Annotated in this window: 14 protein-coding genes, 1 rRNA gene and 1 other annotated feature; of the genes, 13 read left to right on the forward strand and 2 right to left on the reverse strand. The window is 65.1% G+C overall.

What is annotated here, in order from left to right; genetic code table 11:
- Window positions 1-3 precede the first annotated feature (3 nt).
- Window positions 4-59: a sequence feature (possible 23S ribosomal RNA but 16S or 23S rRNA prediction is too short), on the forward strand.
- 118 nt (window positions 60-177) lie between these two features.
- From rrf to F8S13_15730, 3 genes are all read left to right on the forward strand, one after another.
- Window positions 178-293, forward strand: a 5S ribosomal RNA gene (rrf, locus tag F8S13_15720).
- A gap of 296 nt (window positions 294-589) precedes the next feature.
- Window positions 590-991, forward strand: coding sequence for a hypothetical protein (locus F8S13_15725; protein KAB8141998.1), 402 nt, complete (start codon window positions 590-592; stop codon window positions 989-991).
- A 297-nt stretch (window positions 992-1,288) separates the two neighbouring features.
- On the forward strand, window positions 1,289-3,994 hold the full coding sequence (locus F8S13_15730; protein KAB8141999.1) for a bifunctional acetate--CoA ligase family protein/GNAT family N-acetyltransferase: 2,706 nt from the start codon (window positions 1,289-1,291) through the stop codon (window positions 3,992-3,994).
- Between the two features lie 64 nt (window positions 3,995-4,058).
- Here the strand turns inward: F8S13_15730 and F8S13_15735 are convergent, their stop codons facing one another.
- A complete protein-coding gene (locus F8S13_15735) occupies window positions 4,059-5,186 on the reverse strand; it encodes a sigma-70 family RNA polymerase sigma factor (GenBank protein KAB8142000.1) in 1,128 nt (375 codons plus the stop codon).
- A 524-nt stretch (window positions 5,187-5,710) separates the two neighbouring features.
- Here F8S13_15735 and fsa point away from each other — a divergent pair.
- Both fsa and tkt read left to right on the forward strand, forming a co-directional pair.
- On the forward strand, window positions 5,711-6,367 hold the full coding sequence (gene fsa / locus F8S13_15740) for a fructose-6-phosphate aldolase (protein KAB8142001.1): 657 nt from the start codon (window positions 5,711-5,713) through the stop codon (window positions 6,365-6,367).
- Between the two features lie 72 nt (window positions 6,368-6,439).
- Window positions 6,440-8,506 carry a transketolase gene (gene tkt, locus F8S13_15745; protein ID KAB8142002.1) on the forward strand — a complete coding sequence of 689 codons (2,067 nt, stop codon included), beginning with the start codon at window positions 6,440-6,442 and terminating at the stop codon, window positions 8,504-8,506.
- Window positions 8,507-8,604: 98 nt separating this feature from the next.
- Here the strand turns inward: tkt and F8S13_15750 are convergent, their stop codons facing one another.
- Complete coding sequence (locus F8S13_15750; GenBank protein KAB8142003.1) at window positions 8,605-10,293, reverse strand: arginine decarboxylase; 1,689 nt, start codon at window positions 10,291-10,293, stop codon at window positions 8,605-8,607.
- A gap of 796 nt (window positions 10,294-11,089) precedes the next feature.
- Here F8S13_15750 and F8S13_15755 point away from each other — a divergent pair.
- The 8 genes from F8S13_15755 to F8S13_15790 all read left to right on the forward strand — a co-directional run bounded on the left by F8S13_15755 (window position 11,090) and on the right by F8S13_15790 (window position 20,893).
- The gene (locus F8S13_15755) at window positions 11,090-11,476 is read left to right on the forward strand and encodes a zinc ribbon domain-containing protein (protein KAB8142004.1); all 387 of its coding nucleotides are present in this window, start codon (window positions 11,090-11,092) and stop codon (window positions 11,474-11,476) included.
- A gap of 188 nt (window positions 11,477-11,664) precedes the next feature.
- Window positions 11,665-13,338: a hypothetical protein gene (locus F8S13_15760; GenBank protein KAB8142005.1), complete on the forward strand. Its 1,674-nt coding sequence runs from the start codon at window positions 11,665-11,667 to the stop codon at window positions 13,336-13,338.
- Window positions 13,339-13,421: 83 nt separating this feature from the next.
- On the forward strand, window positions 13,422-13,622 hold the full coding sequence (locus F8S13_15765; GenBank protein KAB8142006.1) for a hypothetical protein: 201 nt from the start codon (window positions 13,422-13,424) through the stop codon (window positions 13,620-13,622).
- 43 nt (window positions 13,623-13,665) lie between these two features.
- Window positions 13,666-14,664, forward strand: coding sequence for a MoxR family ATPase (locus F8S13_15770; GenBank protein KAB8142007.1), 999 nt, complete (start codon window positions 13,666-13,668; stop codon window positions 14,662-14,664).
- Window positions 14,665-14,846: 182 nt separating this feature from the next.
- Window positions 14,847-15,227 carry a hypothetical protein gene (locus F8S13_15775; GenBank protein KAB8142008.1) on the forward strand — a complete coding sequence of 127 codons (381 nt, stop codon included), beginning with the start codon at window positions 14,847-14,849 and terminating at the stop codon, window positions 15,225-15,227.
- Between the two features lie 58 nt (window positions 15,228-15,285).
- Window positions 15,286-16,176 (forward strand): DUF58 domain-containing protein, encoded by an 891-nt coding sequence (locus F8S13_15780; GenBank protein KAB8142009.1) that lies wholly within the window; start codon window positions 15,286-15,288, stop codon window positions 16,174-16,176.
- A 46-nt stretch (window positions 16,177-16,222) separates the two neighbouring features.
- Window positions 16,223-18,133, forward strand: coding sequence for a VWA domain-containing protein (locus tag F8S13_15785; protein KAB8142010.1), 1,911 nt, complete (start codon window positions 16,223-16,225; stop codon window positions 18,131-18,133).
- Between the two features lie 15 nt (window positions 18,134-18,148).
- Window positions 18,149-20,893, forward strand: a complete 2,745-nt coding sequence (locus F8S13_15790; protein KAB8142011.1) for a VWA domain-containing protein — start codon at window positions 18,149-18,151, stop codon at window positions 20,891-20,893.
- The last annotated feature ends 6 nt before the right edge of the window (window positions 20,894-20,899 follow it).

A 20,899-nucleotide genomic window follows, 5' to 3' on the forward strand; every position in this document is an offset into this window, starting at 1 on the left:
GCCCTGGAGGTCGGGTGACCGATGGAGGGAGCCAGTGCGCATGGACGAGGGCTTCCCTGGCCTGCCACGAGCGTGGGCGCGACGCGCCTGCGGTGGCGGTGGCCGATGGGGGAAGGGACAAAGACCGAGACGAACTTGCAGCAGTTGGTTGGCGAGGGTGCTGCACCCCTGAGCCAGTGGCGTGCGTTGAGCGCGGTGGCCCCACCCCGTCCCATCTCGAACCGGGTCGTGAAACACCGCAGCGCTGAAGGTACTGGCTCCCCTGGAGCTGGGAGACAAGGTCCGCGCGCCCACCATATCAAGAAGCGGCTAGAGGAAACTCTGGCCGCTTTTTTGTATATTTCAATAAGCCAGTTCACACCTTGTGGAAAAGATCTCTCTTATTCTCTTAAAAAGAGATTATTTCATGCCGGAACCCTTCCAATTTACCCACTTTTGTGGGACAATAGAAATATGGGAGCAGGTTGTTTGGCGGCGTAAGGCTCAACACCGCTAAAACAGCATTACCACGTAGTAAAAAACTCCCTGTACGTCAATTAAGCTATAGAACATCTCCTAATTGACGTCAGTGTTAGGAGGGGGTGGGGCAATGAAAGAACTTCCGATCATTGGAGACATCGTTCTGGTAAAAGCCGCTGACGGCTTGCCAGAGCGAACTGGCATTGTCTTGCGTGTTCGCACACGCAAAGACGGCTACTGGACAGCAGCCGAGCTTCTGATCGACGGCAGCATCCAGTGGATCAACAAAGGGCATCTTGTACGTGTTGTCGGACGCCCTAAAGGGATTAGCCGCATCGATCAGCCATCGAGGCGCACCCATGGGTGGTTTGTGCGTATCTATGAAGGCAAACGCACACGCGTAGCTCGCCTCTTCAGCGACCAGAAGCACAATGGTATCGGGCCAGCACTAGAAGCTGCGCTCGCATTCCACAAGTCTGAGTCCGAGCTGGTGCAGCAAGCTCAGCAGATCCACGCGCCTGCCGTAGGATAATGGGTCAGCCCCATCCCCGGGGACTTCCATCCGAGTACTATTCTCCAGCTTCTGAGAATACTATACTCCCCATCTTCAAATAGCATGGTAGATAATATGTGCTTTTGACCATCGCTGAACCGAGCCAGCAGCTTGGCGGAGCCGTACCTAGTACTATTTTCTTCCCTCTATTTGCATAGATGGGATGAACCAGTATAGAGTCCCTTCACCTACAACGCCATGATTCACTCATGGCGTTGTTTTTTTGATACAGGCATGCGACAATGGGCGATATCGCATTGCCCCTAGGAAAGAAGTATGGTATCAGCTATGACAGACGATACCGAATACCAGCCGACGCCCTATGCTATCGATGTCTTTACCGCGCCGCGTGCCATTGCGGTAATCGGCGCGACCGAGGAGCCACATAGCTTTGGGCGCACCGCGCTCTGGAATCTGATCAGCAGCCCATTTGGCGGCACCGTCTACCCCATCCACCCCACACGGTCGAGCGTGCTAGGGATCAAGGCATACCCCCATGTCAATGCCGCGCCCGAGCAGATAGACCTAGCTATCATCGTCACCCCCACCAGCACTGTACCGGCGCTGGTGCGCGAGTGCGCCCAGGCGCGGGTGAAGGGGGCGATTATTGTGACATCGGGGTTTCGCGCACTGGGCGCATCCGGAGTGGCGCTTGAGCAGCAGGCGCTGGCCGAGGCCCGCAAGACGGGCATGCGCCTGATGGGGCCAAATAGCCTCGGGCTGATCCACTCGCAGGGGCACCTGAACGCCAGCTGTGCGCGCGCGATGCCCAAGCCAGGAAATCTGGCCTTTATCAGCCATAGCGCGGCGCTGGCGACAGCCGTGCTAGATTGGAGCCTGCAGGAAAATATCGGCTTTAGCCACTTTATCTCGCTTGGATCGATGCTCGATATTGGCTGGGGCGATATGATCGACTATCTGGGCAGCGACCCCTCCACCGATAGCATCGTGATCTATATGGAGTCGGTAGGCGATGCCCGCGCATTTCTATCGGCAGCACGCGAGGTGGCGCTGGCCAAGCCGATCGTGGTGCTCAAGGCGGGCCGTAGCGAGCAGGCCGCTCGCTCGCTGGCCGCCCATACCGGCAGCCAGATTGAGCGCGACGAGATCTTTGATGCCGCGCTTCGGCGCTGTGGGGTGCTGCGCGTCGCCTCAATCGCCGAGATGTTCGCCATGGCCGATGCGCTGGCACGCCAGCCGAGGCCGCGCGGCCCACGGCTCTCGATCATCACCAACGCCGGCGGGCCAGGCATATTGGCTGCCGACACCCTCATCGCCAGCCATGGCGCGCTGGCCACGCTCAGTTCCGCTACGATCGAGCAGCTCGACCAGATCCTGCCCACCGCGTGGGCCGAGTCGAACCCAGTAGATCTGCAGGGCGACGCCAAGGCCCCACGCTATGCTGCCGCCATCGATATCGTCGGGCGTGACCCCCAGGTGGATGGGCTGCTGGTGATCCTTAACCCCACCCTGATGTCGGAGCCAGACGAGACGGCCCAGCAGCTGAGCCGCTACGCGCATACGATTGGCAAGCCGCTGCTGGCCAGCTGGATGGGCGGCGACATGATCGCCAACGGCGCGCGGCAGCTGAAGCAGGCGGGCATCCCAGTATATGCCTACCCCGATGTGGCGGCGCGCACATTTTCGTATATGTGGCAGTATAGCGAGAATCTGCGCAGCCTCTACGAGACGCCCGCGCTCCCAAGCAGCAGCCCGATCAACCGTGCCCGCATCTGCGAGATCTTCGAGCAGGCCGATCGCGAGCAGCGCACGCTCCTTTTGGAAATAGAGTCCAAACATGTGCTTGAGGCCTACGGCATACCGGTATGCCCTACATTCGCGGCCAGCTCGCCAGCGCAGGCAGTAGCGCTAGCCGAAACTCTGGGGTACCCTGTGGTTATGAAGCTGCAGGGCGCCGAGATCGCTCATAAAAGTGACCTAGGCGGTGTTCGGCTGAATCTACAGACCAGCGAGCAGGTATCGGCCACCTTTTACGAGCTGATCGCCACCGCGCAGCAGCATAGTCTCACATCATATACCGTCAGCATCCAGCCCATGGTGCAGGGCCGTGGCTACGAGCTGATCATTGGCAGCATAGCAGACCCACAATTTGGGCCAGCGCTGCTCTTTGGCGCTGGCGGCGACCTTGTTGAGATCCACCAAGATCGAGCGTTTGGTCTGCCGCCGCTCAACACCACGCTTGCCCGCCGCATGATGGAGCAGACGCGGATCTTCCATGCGCTACCAGGCGTGCGCGGGCGGCCTGCAGTCGATAGCGCCAAACTTGAGCATCTGATGGTGCAGTTTAGCCAGCTTGTGATCGAGCAGCCCCGCATCCGCGCGATCGATATCAACCCGCTCTATATCGACAGCACCACGATCGCGGCCCTCGACGCGCGGATTACCCTCTACCCGCCGACGAGCAGCCTGGAGCAGCTGCCGAAGGTGGCCATCCGCCCCTACCCCGCCGAATATATCTCGCGACACCAGCTGCGCGACGGCAGCACAGTGCTGATACGGCCCATCCGCCCCGAGGACGAGCCGCTGATGATCGGATTTCACCAGTCGCTCTCCGAGCAGAGCATCTACTATCGCTTCTTTCGCTCGATGTCGTACGACCGCCGGATCGAGCACGAGCGGCTTTCGCGGGTATGCTTCCTTGACTACGACCGCGAGCTTGCCCTGGTAGCCATCAGGCAGCCGGCTGATAGTGGCAGCGAGGTGATCGGCGTGGGTCGCCTGACCCACCCGCGCAGGCTCGAAGATGCCGAGTTCGCGCTGCTGGTGAGCGATAGCGTGCAGGGAAAAGGGCTGGGCAAGATACTGCTTGGGCAGCTGGTGGACATTGCGCGCAAAGAGCAGTTTCAGCGCCTCGTTGGGTATATGCTGCCGGAGAACCGCGGGATGATCCACATCGCCGAGCAGCTCGGATTTCGGATCAAGCGATCGCTGGACATTACCGAGGCTACACTGGTGCTTTGATATGAGCGCACACAAAAACACGCTGGCTTACCCCAGCGTGTTTTTGTGTGTAGAACTGGTTGTGCTAGTCCAGGTAGCGCCGCAGCGCGCGCCCGTAGTGGGGGTGGCGCAGCTTGCGCAGGGCCTTGGCCTCGATCTGGCGGATACGCTCGCGGGTGATGCCGAACTCGCGCCCGACCTCCTCCAGCGTGCGATAGCGACCATCCTGCAGGCCGTAGCGCAGCTGGATGATGCGGCGCTCGCGCTCGGGCAGCTTCTGCAGGGCCTCATCGAGCTGCTCGCGCAGGATGTTCTGGGTGGCGTTCTCAAGCGGCGGGGCGTTATGCTCATCCTCGATAAAATCGCCCAGCACAGCGTCGCCCTCGGTGCCCACCGGCGACTCAAGCGAGACCGTCTGGCGGGCGGCATCCATGGCGCGGCGCACCTTGGAGACCGGGATGGCCATCTCGGCGGCGATCTCCTCGGAGCTAGCCTCGCGGCCAAAGCGCTGCTGCAGCTCGTTGGATGTGCGCTTGATGCGGTTGATGGTATCGCCGATATGGACAGGTAGCCGGATCGTGCGGCTCTGATCGGCGATGGAGCGGGTGATGGCCTGGCGGATCCACCAGGTGGCGTAGGTCGAAAACTTGTAGCCGCGGTGGTAGTCGAACTTCTGTGTCGCGCGCATCAGGCCAATATTGCCTTCCTGGATGAGATCCAGCAGCGACATGCCGTGGCCAAGATATTTTTTTGCAATACTGACAACAAGACGAAGGTTGGCTTGGATCAGCCGCTCGCGGGCAAGCTCGCCATCGGAACACCATTGCTGTAACAGGGCGCGCTCGGCGCTGGAACAGGCCCCCCGCTCAAGACGCTCGCTCGACTGGTCGCCGCGCTCCACGCGCTGAGCCAGCTGCGTTTCCTCCTGCGGCGTGAGCAGACGCACACGTCCGATCTCGCGCAGATACACGCGCACAGGATCGTCGATGCCTAGGGCCTCTTCGTCGATGGCCAGCTCGGCTTCTTCTTCGATTTCGACATCCTCGGGGTGAAATTCTTGTTCAGGCGCCTCGTTAGGGGCGGCGGGGTGTGTTGTATGCGCAGAGGGTGGGGTAGCAATGGGCTTCGAGCGCTCGGGAGATGACGTGTAGCTTGGGGAGAGCACCGGCTGTTCACAGGCCGCGAAGTCAAACAGATCAACGGTTTCTTTCAATGTGTTACCGCTTTCTCTTTTTCATACACGAACGCGGCGCGTTATGCAAAGTGAATATAGCACAAAGAATCGGCTTATTCAAGGCCTTTTTCCTGAGGAGTTGCTGAGTTGTGCCCTGATGCGTACGGGCTTCCTTGATAAACCGCTGATGTGTATAGTATAAATTGCTACTTTCTACAGCTTTCTTACACATATAATTCTAGTATAGAGTATAGAGCATAGGTCTTCGGCAGCGCTGCACCTACCATACACGCCACAGGGCGTGTGTTGGCGTTCTGGCGGCAGGTACCGCCGACGCGCAGCACAAATCTATGGTGGGTGCTATGGGTGCGGCAGCAATACTTCGCATTAAGAGTAAAGATGACACAAAGTCACAGGGAGTGCTATAATGCAGAGGGGCATTCCCCGTAAACGGCATACGTGATGGTCGAAGCGCACCCAAAGGCACCTGCTGGTACGCATGGTGCAGCGGTGTCTTTATCGAGCATACGAGGCAGCTGTTTCTTGCAAAGGAGGAAGGGATCATGCAAATCTTTTTGGACAGCGCCAACCTCAACGAGATCCGCGAGGCGGCGAGCTGGGGCATCCTGAGCGGCGTGACGACGAACCCGACCCTGATCGCCAAGGAAAAGGGCGCTGACTTCCAGGCCACCATCCAGGAGATCGCGTCGCTGGTGGATGGGCCGATCAGCGCCGAGACGATCTCGCTGGATGCCGAGGGGATGATCCGCGAGGGCCATGAGTACGCCAAGTGGCACCCGAACGTGATCATCAAAGTGCCAAGCACCACCGAGGGCTTGAAGGCCGTGAGCGCGCTGCACGCCGAGGGCATCCGCACCAACGTGACGCTGTGCTTCAACACCACCCAGGCGCTGTTCGCGGCGCTGGCAGGCGCGTTTGTGGTCAGCCCCTTCGTGGGCCGCGTGGATGACACGGGCGTAGATGGCATGAACCTCATCCGCGAGATCGCCCAGGTCTACCGCAACAACCCCGCGATCGAGACCAAGATCCTCTCGGCATCGATCCGCCACCCGCGCCACATCATCGACTCGGCCCTGGCTGGCGCGCACATCGCCACCTGCCCGTTCAAGGTGCTGGAGCAGAGCATGAAGCACCCGCTGACCGACAGCGGTATCGAGCGGTTCCTGGCCGACTGGAAGGCACGCACCCCCGCGCAGTAGCGATAGAAAGGTTGATATTCCGCACCGGGGCGGGCGCTTGTGGCGCTGGCCCCGGAGGCTGAATGGAGCTTTATGGCTTACACAGAAACCGACCAGCTTGTGGTCAACACCATCCGCACGCTCTCGATCGACGGCGTACAGAAGGCCAACTCGGGCCACCCCGGCCTGCCACTTGGCGCTGCGCCCATGGCCTACGTGCTGTGGTCGCGCTTCCTGCGCTTCAACCCCAAAAACCCTGGCTGGGCCAACCGCGACCGTTTCATCCTCTCGGCGGGGCACGGGTCGATGCTGCTCTACAGCATGCTTCACCTGTTCGGCTACGAGCTGCCGCTGGATGAGCTGAAGAAGTTCCGCCAGCTGGGATCGAAGACCCCCGGCCACCCCGAGGTCGGGTTCACGCCTGGCGTCGAGGCCACCACTGGCCCGCTGGGCCAGGGCTTCGGCAACGGCGTGGGCATGGCGATGGCCGAGGCCTACCTGGCGGCCACCTACAACCGCAACGGGCACGACCTGATCAGCCACTACACCTATGCGATCGTGAGCGACGGCGACCTGATGGAGGGCATCACCTCCGAGGCAGCATCGCTGGCTGGGCACCTCAAGCTGGGCAAGATCATCTACCTCTACGACGACAACAGCATCTCGCTCGACGGCCCCACCAGCCTATCGTTCACCGAGGATGTGCTGAAGCGCTTCGACGCCTACGGCTGGCACACCCAGCGCGTGGAGGATGGCAACGACCTGGATGGCATCGAGGCAGCCATCCGCGCGGCCCAGGCCGACGAGCGCCCCTCGATCATCTCGGTGCGCACGATCATCGGCTTCGGCAGCCCGCTGCAGGGCACCAACAAGGTGCATGGCAACCCGCTGGGTGCCGAGAACCTGCGCAAGACTAAAGAGGCGCTTGGCTTCGACCCCAGCCAGGAGTTCGTGGTGAAGCCCGAGGTCTACGAGTACCTGAAGCAGTTCGCCGAGCGTGGCGCGCAGCTTGAGGACGAGTGGAACGAGGCCTTTGCCCGCTACAGCAACGCCTTCGCTAGCGAGGGACAGCAGCTGAAGCAGGCCCTGGGCGGCACACTGCCGATGAACTGGGATGTGCCGCTGCCGCGCTTCACCCCTGAGGATGGCGAGCTGGCGACGCGCCAGGCATCGGGCAAGGCGCTGGTGGCGCTGAAGTCGCAGGTGCCCTGGCTATTCGGCGGCTCGGCAGACTTGGCCAGCTCGAACGAGATGCCGACCAAGGACGATGTGTCGTTCCAGCCTGGCAGCTACAACAACAGCAACGTGTGGTTCGGCGTGCGCGAGCACGCGATGGGCGCAGCGCTGAACGGCATGGCGCTGCACGGCGGCATCCGGCCCTATGGCGGCACCTTCCTGACCTTCTCGGACTATATGCGCGGCTCGATTCGACTGGCGGCGCTGAGCGAGCTGCCGGTGGTCTACGTGTTCACCCACGATAGCATCGGCGTGGGCGAGGACGGCCCGACCCACGAGCCGGTGGAGCACTTCGCCTCGCTGCGCGCGCTGCCGAACCTGGTGGTGCTGCGCCCCGGCGATGCCAACGAGAGCATCGTGGCTTGGAAGATCGCCATGGAGCGGGTGCACGGCCCGACGGCGCTGCTGTTCTGCCGCCAGAAGCTACCGGTGTTCGACCAGAGCAAGCTCGGCTCTGCCGAGGGCACCCGCAAGGGCGGCTATGTGCTGATCGACGCCGAGGGCGGCCAGCCCGAGGTCATCCTGATCGCCACTGGCTCCGAGGTCGCGATCGCGGTCGAGGCGCACGCCAAGCTGGCCGAGCAGGGCGTGAAGGCCCGCGTGGTCAGCCTGCCCAGCTGGGAGCTGTTCGCGGCGCAGGATCAGAGCTACCGCGACGAGGTGCTGCCGCCTGCGGTGACCGCGCGCGTGGGCGTCGAGGCGGGCGTGTCGCTAGGCTGGCACCGCTGGATCGGCGACAAGGGCGTGTTCGTGGGCGTGGATCGGTTCGGCATCTCGGCCCCGTACAAGGAAGTGTACGAGGAGCTGGGCGTGACCACCGAGAACGTGGCCGCGCAGGCGCTGGCCCTGCTGGGCCGCGGCGGCGATGTGGGCGGCGGCACGCAGGTGCCCGGCCACGCCAGCGGCAGCGAGGGCCACTCCTAGGCGCTCTAGCGCCCAATCGCAGCATGCAGAAAGGCCGCCCCGGGCAATCCGGGGCGGCCTTTCGCTGTGCTCGCAAAGCCGCTGTGCTCGCAAAGCCGCTAGGCGCGCGAGCGGGCCAGGCTGGTGCGACGGACCACCGGCGGCACCTGACGACGAAGCGCAGAGCCAGCGCGGCGGCGGGGGGCCACCACCTGGGCGGCCTCGCGCACGCGGGCGGGCGTGGCCACCGGGGTTGGCTCCAGGGCCTCGCGGTTGTAGCCCAGCAGGCTCATGATCTGGGCCACGCTCTGCGGCAAGATCTCGCGCATCACCAGCTGGTCGCCATCCTGCTCGATGATGATCCGGCGCATCTCGGGGCTGAGGCAGTGGTGGGCCGCGCCCTTGCCCGAGATCATCTGCTGGTATGCGCCCACGCCGAACACCGCGAAGATCAGGCCCTCGCCCTCGGCGGGCATCACCAGCGGCTCGTGGCCGGGGCGAGGGAAGAGGTCGTCGGAGTCGCAGGTGCGGCGTCCGCCCAGGCGCACCGACTGCGACTCCGTCTCCCAGCCATCGAGCGGCAGCACCATGAACTTCTGATCTTCCACGATCAGCATGTCGGGCAGCGAGACCATCATCGAACCGTTAACCAGATACCACGGCTCCATGTCGGCCTGGGCCTCCTTCACCGCGCCCACCTGCATCAGGTAGACGCTGTGCGAGGCCACGGTGTAGCGGCCAAACTCGCCCATCACATCGGGCTGGGGCACGCCGTGCTCGGCGGTGATAGCGGCCAGCGTGCGCATCAGGCGGGCTAGGAACTGCGTGTAGTCGAACTGGAAACCCAGCTCGTAGGCGGATGTGGGCATGCCGCCGCCGAAGTTGAACATGTGCAGCGAGGGCACCTGCTGGCGCACGCGGCTGTAGTTGATGGCCGAGCGGGCCAGCCGCGCCATCCAGCCGTCCATATCCTCGATCTGGCTGCCGACCATGGCGTGGTAGACCACGATCTGGTGGGGGGTACCCGCCACGCGCCGCGCGGCCAGGGCGATCTCCTCCTGGGTCAGGCCGAAGCGCTCGCCGCCGGGGTGGGCGGGGTTCACCGTCTCGGCGGCGTGGCGCTCGCGCACGCCCAGCAGCAGCGGCTTCGAGCAGTGGGCGAGGTAGGCATCCAGCTCCTCAAGGTCGTCGAGGATCGGGACGATGTTAGCGAACCCGGCCTCGCGCAGCGTCACGATCGCGTCGATGTAGTTGCGCTCCTTCGAACCATTGCAGAAGATATAGCGGCTCTCGGGCAGGATGCCCTGCCGCCACAGGTGGTGGGCGATCACCACATCGGCAGCCGACGAGGTCTCGTACTGGGCACCGGCATTCATGGCCGTGCGCACGACCTCCTCGGCAAAGTTGGCCTTGGTGGCATAGGCGTACAAGAACGCACCGCGATAGCCAGTCTGGGCGCGGGCAGCATCGGCGTAGCCGTGCATGCGCTCGACCTGGGCGGTGATCAGCGGGCAGTAGGCGATCTCCAGCGGCGCGCCATAGCGCTCGGCCAGCGCGCTCAGATCGACCTCATCCGCGAGTAGCAAACGTCCATCCCGGCGACTGAGAAAATCAGTCAGGGCACCATCGGCTGTGATGCCATAGCGATTCTGAAGGTAATCGAGATAGGTCTGCTTGCTCAACTCTTGCGGCCCTCCTTGGGGTGATGATGAATACACCGACAGCGAGCAGCCCTGGGCGGATGCGTGGCCCAGGGCGGAAGGTGCGGCATGCGCGGCGGTGCCTGCGCTGGTGGCGCGGGCGGGCATGCACAGTGAAGATTCGTGGGTTGGGAAGCGATCGATTGCTTGTACCTCCTATCAGTGAACGCAGGCGCAGGCGCGCCAGCAGCGGGACCAGATCTGGTTCACCGCACGCACTGACAGGGGCACAAAAAACCCACACCTAGCGGCGTGGGGGAAGGTACTTGCAGCAAGTTTGCGCGCCGACTAGCGGCGCATGGACATGGCAGCAGACACCGAACCACCCGGCAGGTGAGTCAGTGGCGCGAGTCGAACCTGTTCGAAACGCACTAAATTGCCTTGCCCGTCCATATAGCCTCGGCAAAAGCCCCCGGAGCACCAACCCGAATGGCTACGCGAAGGTACCATTCACCCTGGCATTTCGCAATACCCGGTTGCCTAGAGAGGCGGTCAGGTATGCGCCGGAAGCACGGATACGGTGGTGATTTCAATTCACCAATGCGGTATTATAGCGGTTTTCCGCCACTTGTCAATAGATCGTTCACGACATGTTTTAGCCGATCCGGATGCCTTATCTCAGCATTTCCCGCCCAGCGATGTCCGCTAGGGCCTAGGTGTTCTCAATCCACAGAAAATCTCTACCACTCAAGAATCCAAGACACCAAGGAACAAAAGGGGGCAAATGCCACGAAGGCGCAAAGCCACGAAGGCGCAAAACCGCTGCGCCCAAGATGCATACGATGCAAAAAGACAGCAGACAGAACCCATAGACCCTGGGCCACGACAAGGGCGGCACCTACCGTGGCGCAGGGTATGCTATACTGATGCGGCAAATAGCCCCACACACAACGAGGAGGATGGTATGGTCGAGCGTATCTGCCCGTCCTGCCAGCAGGGCAACCCTGCGGAAGATCGCTTCTGTGGAAAGTGCGGCGCGGCGCTGGAGCGGCTGGAGCTGGCGCCTCGGCAGCAGCACGCGATCACGATCGCCGGGCGGAGCCTGCCGGTGACATGGCAGCAGGTGGGCAAGACAGCGGCGCTGGGCGCGGCCACCGTACTGGCCGAGGTGGGCATGGCCTGGCTGCGGCGGCGGATGGCCCAGGGCGCAGCCGACCGCGTGGCGATTGAGCGACCGCAGCGCAGCGCAGCGCCAAGCCAGCAGCGCAACACGCCACGCAACGCGGTGACGATCATCAGCAAGAGCGTGACCCAGATCTTCTACCCCGATGATGAGAAGATGGCTCGCTGATCGGCGAAAAAGTGGTTTTCGAGCGGTTCAGATCATCAGATGATAACCAGCTAACTCTCATCCCGCTCCAATAGACGCCATCCGCCTAACGTGCTATGCTGAACAAAAGAAACTTTTTCATGGCGTAAGACGTCTTTATCGGTGAAAGAATCGGCGGCACAACGGGCTTAGCGGAACGGAACAGGACTATGGCGCAGGCGATTGTGACAAGAAATGATATCCAGCGGCGGCTCCAACCCATGGCGATGCGGCTAAGGCTGCGCGATACCATTCTTCTTGGAAGCAAAACCCTGTGGATGCCCCTCGCGCTCAGCGCGCTCATCCAGCTGATCGGCCATCTCGCTCCCATCCCCCAGCTTCTGCTCATCACATGTGCCCCGCCGCTGATCTGGCTTCTGGCCATGGTCGGCTTCCTGACGCTGCGGCCCATGCCTGTGGCCCAGGTGGCGCAGCGGGTCGACGGCCTGCTCGACCTGCGTGAGCGGCTGGCCACCGCGCTGGAGCTAGGCGGGCGCGCCGAGCACGGGCCGGTGGATGATGAGCAGCAGGAAGATGCCCGCAGCGTCGCCCGCCAGATCCGCCCTCAGCAAGTGCCACTGATCTTCGACCGGCGCATGCTAGGGGCCGCGCTGGCCGCGCTGGCCTGCGTGCTGGCCCTGGTATTGCTTCCCAATCCGCAGGTGGCGGTGCTGGCGCAGCAGGCCGCCGTGCGCCAGAGCCTGCAGCAGGCCGCTCAGCAGATCGAGCAGGCCCGCCAGCAGATCGCCCAGGACACCTCGCTGTCGCCCGAGGAGCAGGCTGCGCTTGAGAAAGAGCTGGCCGCGCTGGAGCAGAAGCTGCGCGAGAATGGCGGCAACCGCGAGCAGGCGCTAGCCGATATTTCCACCGCCGAGGCCCGGCTCCAGCAGCGGATCAACCCGAACGCCGATGCCCAGAAGGCCGCTATGGATCAGATGGCCCAGAGCCTGCAGTCGCTGGCCGAGCAGCAGGGCCAGCCAAACACCAGCGCCAGCGCCGCCGAGCAGCTGCGGGCACTGGCCGACCGGCTGGAGCAGATGACGCCTGAGCAGCGCCAGCAGGCCGCACAAGCGCTGCAGCAGCAAGCCAACCAGCTGGCCCAGAGCAACCCGCAGATGAGCCAGGGGCTGGCCAGCGCGGCCCAGGCAATGCAGGGCAACGACGTGCAGGCCGCGCAGCAGGCGCTCCAGCAGGCCCAGCAGCAAGCCCAGCAGCAAGCCCAGCAGCAGCAGGCCCAACAAGCGACAGAGCGGTCGCTCTCGCAGGTGCAGCAAAGCCGCGAGCAGGTGGCACAGGCAGGCCAGCAGAGCCAGCAGGCCCAGCAGGGCCAGCAGCAGCAGGGCCAGCAGCAGGGCCAGCAGCAGCAAGGTCAACAGGGCCAACAGGGACAGCAGGGCCAACAGGGCCAACAAGGACAGCAGGGCCAAGGACAGCAGGGCCAGGGACAGGGCCAGCAAGGATCGCGGCCAGCGAATGGCCAGGGCGGAGGCGACGCCAACAGCCAAAACCAGGGCGGGCAGACCGGCAGCGGCAAGAGCGGCAGCGGCCAAGACGGCGGCAGCGGCCAGGGCAACGAGGCCGGCGACATGATCTACCAGCCCTACAACCCGAACGCCAAGCCGGGCGACCCCGACTATGTGCAGGGACAGCAGAACGGCCAGGGCCAGACCCAGGTGCAGCAGGGCCAAAGCCCGCTGCCGGGCGTGGCCAACGAGTCGCAGGTGCCCTACGAGCAGGTTTTCCCGCAGTACCAGCAGTCGGCCAGCGAGGCGCTCGATCAGAACGCCATCCCCTCCCACCTGAAGGGCTATATTCGCGACTATTTCTCGGAGCTTGAGCCATAGCGCAGATCGGACACACCAGACACCACGACCACCGCTCTGCCATAGCGCAGCCGCACCAAGCCGTGCGGCCTAGGAAAGATACTATGTTTGTGTATGTATTAGAGGGACTCCTCGCAGCGCTGATCATCGTCGGGAGCGCAACCATTGTCTGGGGGGTGCGCGCATTCAACCTGCCGACCAAGATCACCACGATCGCTTTTGCTATCACCGCTGTCTCGTGGGTGGCCTTTCTGATCACTACTATCAGCTTTACCGTACGCAGCTTTGTTGTGCCCAGCGCCTAGCCCCAGGGCAGCGCCACACGCACACCTATAAGTAGGAGCAGCTATGACCGCACCTCAACCAGCACCACGCATCAGCCCCGAGGAATTTCGCCAGCGCGCCGCCGCCATCGAGGCCGAGGTCGGGCAGGTGATCGTCGGGCAGCGCGAGCTGATACGCCAGACGCTGATCACCATGATCGCTGGCGGCAATGCGCTGCTGGAGGGCGTGCCGGGCCTGGCCAAGACCACCCTGGTGCGCACGATCGCCGACGTGATCGACTGCAACTTCAGCCGCATCCAGTTCACCCCCGATCTCATGCCAGCGGACATCATCGGCACCACGCTGATCAGCGAGGATGAGGCCGGGCACAAGAGCTTTCGCTTCGAGCCGGGGCCGATCTTCGCCAACCTGGTGCTGGCCGACGAGATCAACCGCGCCACGCCCAAGACGCAGAGCGCGCTGCTAGAGGCCATGCAGGAGCACACGGTCACGGTCGCCAAGACCATCCACAAGCTCACCAGCCCGTTCTTCGTGCTGGCCACGCAGAACCCGCTGGAGATGGAGGGCACCTACCCGCTGCCCGAGGCCCAGCTCGACCGCTTCTTCTTCAAGATTCTGGTGCCGTTCCCCTCCGCCAGCGAGCTGGTGGAGATCGCCAACCGCACCACCGGCGCGCGCGCAGCGGCCCCGCGCAAGGTGGCCAATGGCGCGCTGATCAGCGAGATGCAGGCCCTGGCCCGCAGCGTGCCGATCGCCAGCCATGTGGTGAGCTACGCGGCCCGCCTGATCACGGCCACCCACCCAGGCGACCGCGACACGCCCGCGATCACGCGGCAGTATGTGCGCTACGGCGCTAGCCCGCGCGGCATGCAGGCGCTCATCCTGGCGGGCAAGATCCTGGCGCTGCTGGATGGGCGGCTGAATGTGGCCTTCGCCGACCTAAAGCTGGCCGCGCTGCCCGCGCTGCGCCACCGCGTGGTGCTCAACTTCGAGGCCCAGGCCGAGGGCGTCGCCCCAGATGATGTGGTGCGACAGATCGTCGAGTCGGTGAAAACTGAATAGGTTTCTTGTCTGCGCGCGTTCTCTACCCTACGCTGCTTGCTGTGGCTCACGCCAGAGGACATATATGGTTGCTTCCTAATCAACCCAACGATATGTCAAGATCTACCATGACGTCCCTGAGCTAGCTGCTGGTATGCCCCCCACCCACCCAACGCGCGGGATGTAGCAGGGGAGGATACCCAATGATTCGTGTTCCAGGGCTTATTGTCGGGCTGATCTGCGCACTCATTCTGAACATTGTTCTGTTTGTCATTGCTGGCCACACCAGCGCCACCTACATCTTCACCGTCGGCCTGCCGCTGAGCGCGCTGGTGGGGGGCTACCTCGCCGGGCGCTGGGCCATCCGCCCGCCTGTGGTGCCCGGCATGAGCGTAGGCATGCTGGTGGTGGCCACCCAGATGGGCATGGGCATGGGCACCCAGGCCAATCTATTCGCCTATGTCTCGCTGATGGTGGTGCTGCTTGAGCTAATCGGCGCGATCTGCGGCGGCATGATCGGCACGCTGGTGGCGCGGCGCACAGCGGACGAGCCGCTGCGCGAGCCGCTCTTCCGCCTGCCATAGCCCGACCGCCGCACCACGCTGGGCGCGGCACACCCCGCGCCCAGCCCCAAGGAGCGCTATGACCACAACCACCGCACCGCCGCTCTTCGACGCCGCCTTCGTGCGCAAGCTCGACCGCTTGGCGCTGCTGACCCGTCACGCCATGCTGGGCGAGACCCAGGGCGAGCGGCGAAGCCCGCGCCGGGGCAGCTCGGTTGAGTTCGCGGACTTCCGCCCCTACACGGTGGGCGACGACATCCGCCAGATCGACTGGAACCTCTACGCCCGCATGGAGCGCTTTTTCCTCAAGCTGTTCGTGGCCGAGGAGGAGCTGAGCATCCACCTGCTGGTAGATAACAGCGCATCCATGGCCTGGGGCGACCCCGACAAGCTGCACTTCGCACGGCAGGCGGCTGGTGCGTTTGGCTACATCGCGCTCTCCAGCCTGGACCGGGTGACGGTGACGGCCTTCGCAAACGAGGGCGGGCGCGTGCTGCCGAGCGTGCGCGGCAAGCGCGGGGCCTTCCCGCTATTCGACTTTTTGCAGAAGCTGCCTGTGGGTCGCGGCGGCAGCTTCGCCGAGGCCTGCAGGCGCTACGCGCGCACCGCACGTAACCCCGGCCCGCTGCTGCTCTGCTCCGACCTGATGGACCCGCAGTGGGAGGAGGGCCTGCGCGCGCTCACCACCCGGCCCTTCGAGATCACGGTCATCCACACGCTCGCGCCGCAGGAGATCGAGCCGACGCTGGAGGGCGACTTCCGGCTGCTGGATGCCGAGGGCGGCGAGCCGATCGAGATCACCGCCGACCTTGAGACCCTGCGGCGCTACCAGGAGGGCCTGCGCCAGTGGCGCGGCGAGATCGAGTCATTCTGCAGCGGTCGCGGCATCGCCTACATCTTCGCCGACACCGCAATCCCGATCGAAGAGTTCGTGCTGACCCACATGCGACGTCGCGGCGCGATCCGCTAAGAGCTACCGCGCCAGGCCGTGTGGCCTGGCGCGGCCCCACACCACTATGTCATTTCTTGCACCACTGGCCCTGCTGAGCGCGGCGGTGATCGGCCCGATCATCGTGGCGATGTACCTGCTGAAGCTGCGCCGCGAGGAGCGCACCGTCTCCTCCACCTTCCTGTGGAAGAAGATGGTGCGCGATGTGGAGGCCAACGCGCCCTGGCAGAAGCTGCGCCGCAACATCCTGCTGCTGCTGCAGCTGCTGATCCTAGCCCTGCTGGCCTTCGCGCTGGCGCGGCCCTTCTTCCGCACCACCGGCATCGCGGGCAAAAACCTGATCGTCATCATCGACCGCTCGGAGAGCATGGGCGCGACCGACGCGAACGGCACCCGGCTCGATGCCGCCAAGCAGCAGGCGATCGCGCTGATCGACCAGCTGCCCGACGGCGGGCGGGCGACCGTGATCGCGGCGGGCGGCCAGATGGATGTGCCCGCCTCATCGAGCAGCGACAGGCGGCAGCTGCGCGATGCCATCCAGGGCATCCAGCTGCGCTACAGTGGCAGCGACCTGGCGCAGGCGCTGACGCTGGCCTCGGCGCTGGCCTCGCACGAGGCCGAGAGCGAGGTGGCCGTGCTCTCCGATGGCAACGCCAGCGTGCCCGCCGACCTGCAGGTGCCCGCCACGGTGCGGTTCTTCCCGGTGGGGTCGCGCGATGCAAATCTGGCCGTCAGCGCGCTGACGCTGGAGAGCAGCGCGGCGGGCCAGACCATGTTCGCGCAGGTGAGCAACTACGGCACCGCCGAGGCCAGCAGGCGGCTCGACATCTACCTGGATGGCGAGCTGTTCAACGCCTACAGCCTGCAGATCAAGCCGGGCCAGTCGGCCTCGCAGACGGTGGAGGTGCCCGCCGCCGTCCACACCGTAGAGGCCCGGCTCGACGCCAGCGACGAGGATGCCCAGCCGCTGGACGACCGCGCGTGGGCGGTGAGCAACGCGGGCGAGGGCAGCCGCATCCGGATCGTGGGGCCGGGCAACCGCTTCCTAGAGACCGCGCTGGCCCGCCTGCCGAACATCCAGGTGACGCGCATGCCCACCAGCACCACCACCTTCACCGAGACCGCCGCGCAGGTGCCGCTGACCATCCTGGATGGCGTGGTGCCCGCCCAGCTGCCGCCGGGCAACCTGTTCTTTATCGCCCCGCCGCGCTCCACCGCCTTCTTCTCGGTCACCGGCCAGGTCGAATTTCCCGCGCTGCACCCCAGCACTGGCGAAGATGCGCTGCTGCGCTATGTGACGCTGAGCGATGTGCACGTGCGCCGCGCCACCGCGCTGGTGCCGGGGGCGTGGGCGCGCACCGTGGTGGATGGCGACGGCGGGCCGATGCTCGTGGCGGGCGAGTACGAGGGCAGGCGGATCGTGGTGCTCAGCTTCAGCACCCACAACTCCGATCTGCCGCTTCAGGTGGCCTTCCCGCTGCTGATCTCGAACGTGGTGAGCTACCTGGTGCCAGGCAGCGGTGCCGACGCCGCCCAGATCGCGCCCGGGCAGCCGCTGGCGCTGCCAGTGGATGACAGCATCACCGCCGTGCGCGTGACCAAGCCCGATGGCGGTGTGGTGGAGGCCGTGCGCGAGAGCGGGCAGGCGATCTTCGCCGACACCACCCAGCCAGGGCCATATGTGGTGGAGCAGTACCAGGGCCAGAAGCTCGTTGGGCGCATACGCTACGCGGCCAACCTGTTCTCGGCCAGCGAATCGACCATCGCGCCCAAATCCCAGCTGGCCATCGCCCAGGCCAGCGGCCTGCAGCAGGCCGAGACCCAGGAGCAGAACCGCGTCGGGCGGCAGGAGATCTGGCGCTGGCTGGCGGCGGTGGCGCTGGCCGTGCTCGTGATAGAATGGCTTGTGTACCAGCGTAGCGGCATCGCCTACCTGCGCGAGCGACTACTGCGGCGTCGATCGCAGCCGATCAGATAGCGAAGCAAAACGCCCATGCGCCTGACCTTCATCCACCCCGAGCTGCTCTGGCTGCTGCTGCTGCTGCCGCCCATGTGGGCGCTGGCGCTGCTGGGGCCGCACAAGCTGGCCGGCGCGCGGCGCTGGGCCAGCCTGGCGCTGCGCACCGCCATCATGCTAGGGCTGATCGGGGCGCTGGCAGGCACACAGGCGGTGCGCCGACAAGACACCACCACCACTATCTTCCTGCTGGATGGCTCGGACTCGGTGGCGCTGTCGCAGCGCGCCCAGGCCGAGGGCTTCATCCAGAGCGCGCTGGCCGCCATGCCCAACGAGGATGCGGCGGGCGTGGTGGTGTTCGGCAGCCAGGCCCTGGTCGAGCGCGCGCCGCAGCAGGAGACCACGCTGGGCCAGATCGCCGCGCACCCCGCAGGCAGCGCCAGCGACATCGCCTCGGCCATCCAGCTGGGCCTCTCCATGCTGCCGCAGGAGGGCCACCAGCGGCTGGTGCTGCTCTCCGACGGGGGCGAGAACCGTGGCGACGCGCAGGCCGCCGCGCGGATCGCCGCCGAGCGCGGCATCCCGATCGATATTGTGCCGCTGAACGGCCTGCCCGATGGGCTGGATGCCCAGGTGAGCCGCGTGCGGCTGCCCGCCAGCGCCCGCGTGGGCCAGCAGCTGCGGCTGCAGATGACGCTGGAGAGCACCCAGGCGACGGCGGGACAGCTTCGGATCGAAGGTCCAGACGGCCAAGTTCTGGTCAACCAGCGCGTCGACCTGCCGCAGGGCAGCGCGGATATGGACGTGGTGCTGCCGCCGCCCACCCAGCAGTTTAGCCGCTACACCGTGCGGCTGAGCGTGGAGGGCGACGTGCGGCCCGAGAACAACGCCGCCGAGGCCTACACCTTCATCACCGGCAGGCCCCGCGTGCTGCTGGCCGAGGGCAGCCCCGATGCCGCCAAAAACCTGGCCGGGGCGCTCGCATCCAGCGGCATCGAGGTGAGCGTGATCAAGCCCCAGGCCCTGCCCGAGAGCATCGGCCAGCTGGCCGAATACGATGCGGTGGCGCTGATCGACACGCCCAAGCGCGCCGTATCGGCCCGCGCCCAGAGTGCCCTGGCCACCTTCGTGCACGACCTAGGGCGCGGCCTGATCATGGTGGGCGGCACCCAGGCGTTTGGCGCTGGCAGCTGGCGCGACACACCGATCGAGGCGGCGCTGCCGGTGGACATGGATATCCCCACGCAGTACGAGATCCCGCCGGTGAGCATCGTGGTGCTGATCGACACCTCGGGCAGCATGTCGCAGGAGGAGGATGGCAAGACCAAGCTGCAGCTGGCCGCTGACGGCGCGGCCCAGATCGCCACGCTGATGCGCGACAGCGACGAGATCACCGTCATCCCCTTCGACGAAGCGCCCGGCCAAGTGGTGGGGCCGATCCCCGGCAGCCGCAGAAATGAGGCCGTGTCGCTGCTGAGCAAAATGGAGCCGGGCGGCGGCGGCATCAACATCTTCGATGGCCTGTCCGAGGTCGAGCGGCGGCTGTCCAGAACGCAGATGAGTGTCAAGCATATCATCACCATCACCGACGGCGCCGACACCGAGCAGCAGGAAGGGGCCATCGACATCATCAAGCGGCTGCGCGGCCAGCAGGTGACGCTCACCTCGATCGCGATCGGCGATGGCAAGGATGTGCCGTTCCTCCAGGGCGCGGTGCACGAGGGCGGCGGGCGCTTCTTCCTGACCACCAAGGCCAGCGAGCTGCCGTCGATCCTAGCTGACGAGACGCAGGCCGTGGTGCGGCCCTATGTGGTGGAAGAAGACTTTACACCGGGCAGAATTAACGACCACCCCATCCTGCGCGCGATCGACGGCGTGCCCAAGCTGCAGGGGCGCGTGGTGACGACGCCCAAGCAGACCGCGCAGGTGCTGATGAACAGCGAGCGCGGCGACCCCGTGCTGGCGGTGTGGCAGTATGGCCTGGGCCGATCCGCCGCATGGACCAGCGATCTGGGCGGGCGCTGGGCCAACGGCTGGACCACCTGGGAAGGCTACCAGCGATTCTGCGCCCAGCTGGTGGGCTGGCTGCTGCCCGCACGCGAGGACTCGGGCCTCGCCCTGCAGACCGAGACGGTAAACGGCCAGCTGCTGCTGGAGGCGCAGGCCAGCAACACCCAGCAGCAGGCGCGCTCGGGGCTGACGATCACCGCGCGGCTGCTGCGCGGCGACCAGCCCGCCGTGGAGGTGCCGCTGAGCGAGGTGGGGCCGGGCCGCTACCGCGCCGCCGTGAGCGACGCCGCGCCGGGGGCCTACCTAGTGCAGCTTGAGGCCAAGGACAGCGCGGGCGCGACCGTGGGGCTGGCCACCGCCGGTGCCGCCGTGCCGCAGAGCGCCGAGTACCAGACCCGCAACGCCAACCCCGCGCTGCTTAGTCAGCTGGCCCAGATCAGCGGCGGGCGGCAGGGCATCGCACCCGCCGAGGCCTTCGCGCCCAACCTGCGCAGCCAGGGCGCGGCCAGCGAGATCGCGCTGGCGCTGCTGGCCCTGGCCCTGGCGCTGCTACCCTTCGACATCGCCATCCGCAGGCTGTTCGGCAGACGCGGCCCGACCCTGGCCACCGCCCCGCGCAGCGCGTGGGCGCTGCCGCCGATACCCAAGACGCTCAAGATCCCCACACCCAGCGCGCCAGCCGCACCCAAAGCCGTAGGCAAAGAGGCCGAACTGGAGAAGCTGCGCGCCGCCCAGGAGCAGGCCCGCAAGCGCGCCAGAGGCGAGGAATAGGCCAAT

This window comes from Chloroflexia bacterium SDU3-3 (genome assembly GCA_009268125.1).
GTDB lineage: Bacteria > Chloroflexota > Chloroflexia > Chloroflexales > Roseiflexaceae > SDU3-3.

Bases quoted from the DNA above. Each gene is read 5' to 3' on its own strand.
- F8S13_15765 (KAB8142006.1), top strand. From the start codon at position 13,422: ATGTTTGTGTATGTATTAGAGGGACTCCTCGCAGCGCTGATCATCGTC.
- tkt (KAB8142002.1), top strand. From the start codon at position 6,440: ATGGCTTACACAGAAACCGACCAGCTTGTGGTCAACACCATCCGCACG.
- F8S13_15750 (KAB8142003.1), bottom strand. From the start codon at position 10,293: ATGCCCGCCCGCGCCACCAGCGCAGGCACCGCCGCGCATGCCGCACCT.
- F8S13_15785 (KAB8142010.1), top strand. From the start codon at position 16,223: ATGTCATTTCTTGCACCACTGGCCCTGCTGAGCGCGGCGGTGATCGGC.
- F8S13_15730 (KAB8141999.1), top strand. From the start codon at position 1,289: ATGGTATCAGCTATGACAGACGATACCGAATACCAGCCGACGCCCTAT.
- fsa (KAB8142001.1), top strand. From the start codon at position 5,711: ATGCAAATCTTTTTGGACAGCGCCAACCTCAACGAGATCCGCGAGGCG.
- F8S13_15780 (KAB8142009.1), top strand. From the start codon at position 15,286: ATGACCACAACCACCGCACCGCCGCTCTTCGACGCCGCCTTCGTGCGC.
- F8S13_15775 (KAB8142008.1), top strand. From the start codon at position 14,847: ATGATTCGTGTTCCAGGGCTTATTGTCGGGCTGATCTGCGCACTCATT.
- F8S13_15755 (KAB8142004.1), top strand. From the start codon at position 11,090: ATGGTCGAGCGTATCTGCCCGTCCTGCCAGCAGGGCAACCCTGCGGAA.
- F8S13_15790 (KAB8142011.1), top strand. From the start codon at position 18,149: ATGCGCCTGACCTTCATCCACCCCGAGCTGCTCTGGCTGCTGCTGCTG.
- F8S13_15770 (KAB8142007.1), top strand. From the start codon at position 13,666: ATGACCGCACCTCAACCAGCACCACGCATCAGCCCCGAGGAATTTCGC.
- F8S13_15760 (KAB8142005.1), top strand. From the start codon at position 11,665: ATGGCGCAGGCGATTGTGACAAGAAATGATATCCAGCGGCGGCTCCAA.
- F8S13_15725 (KAB8141998.1), top strand. From the start codon at position 590: ATGAAAGAACTTCCGATCATTGGAGACATCGTTCTGGTAAAAGCCGCT.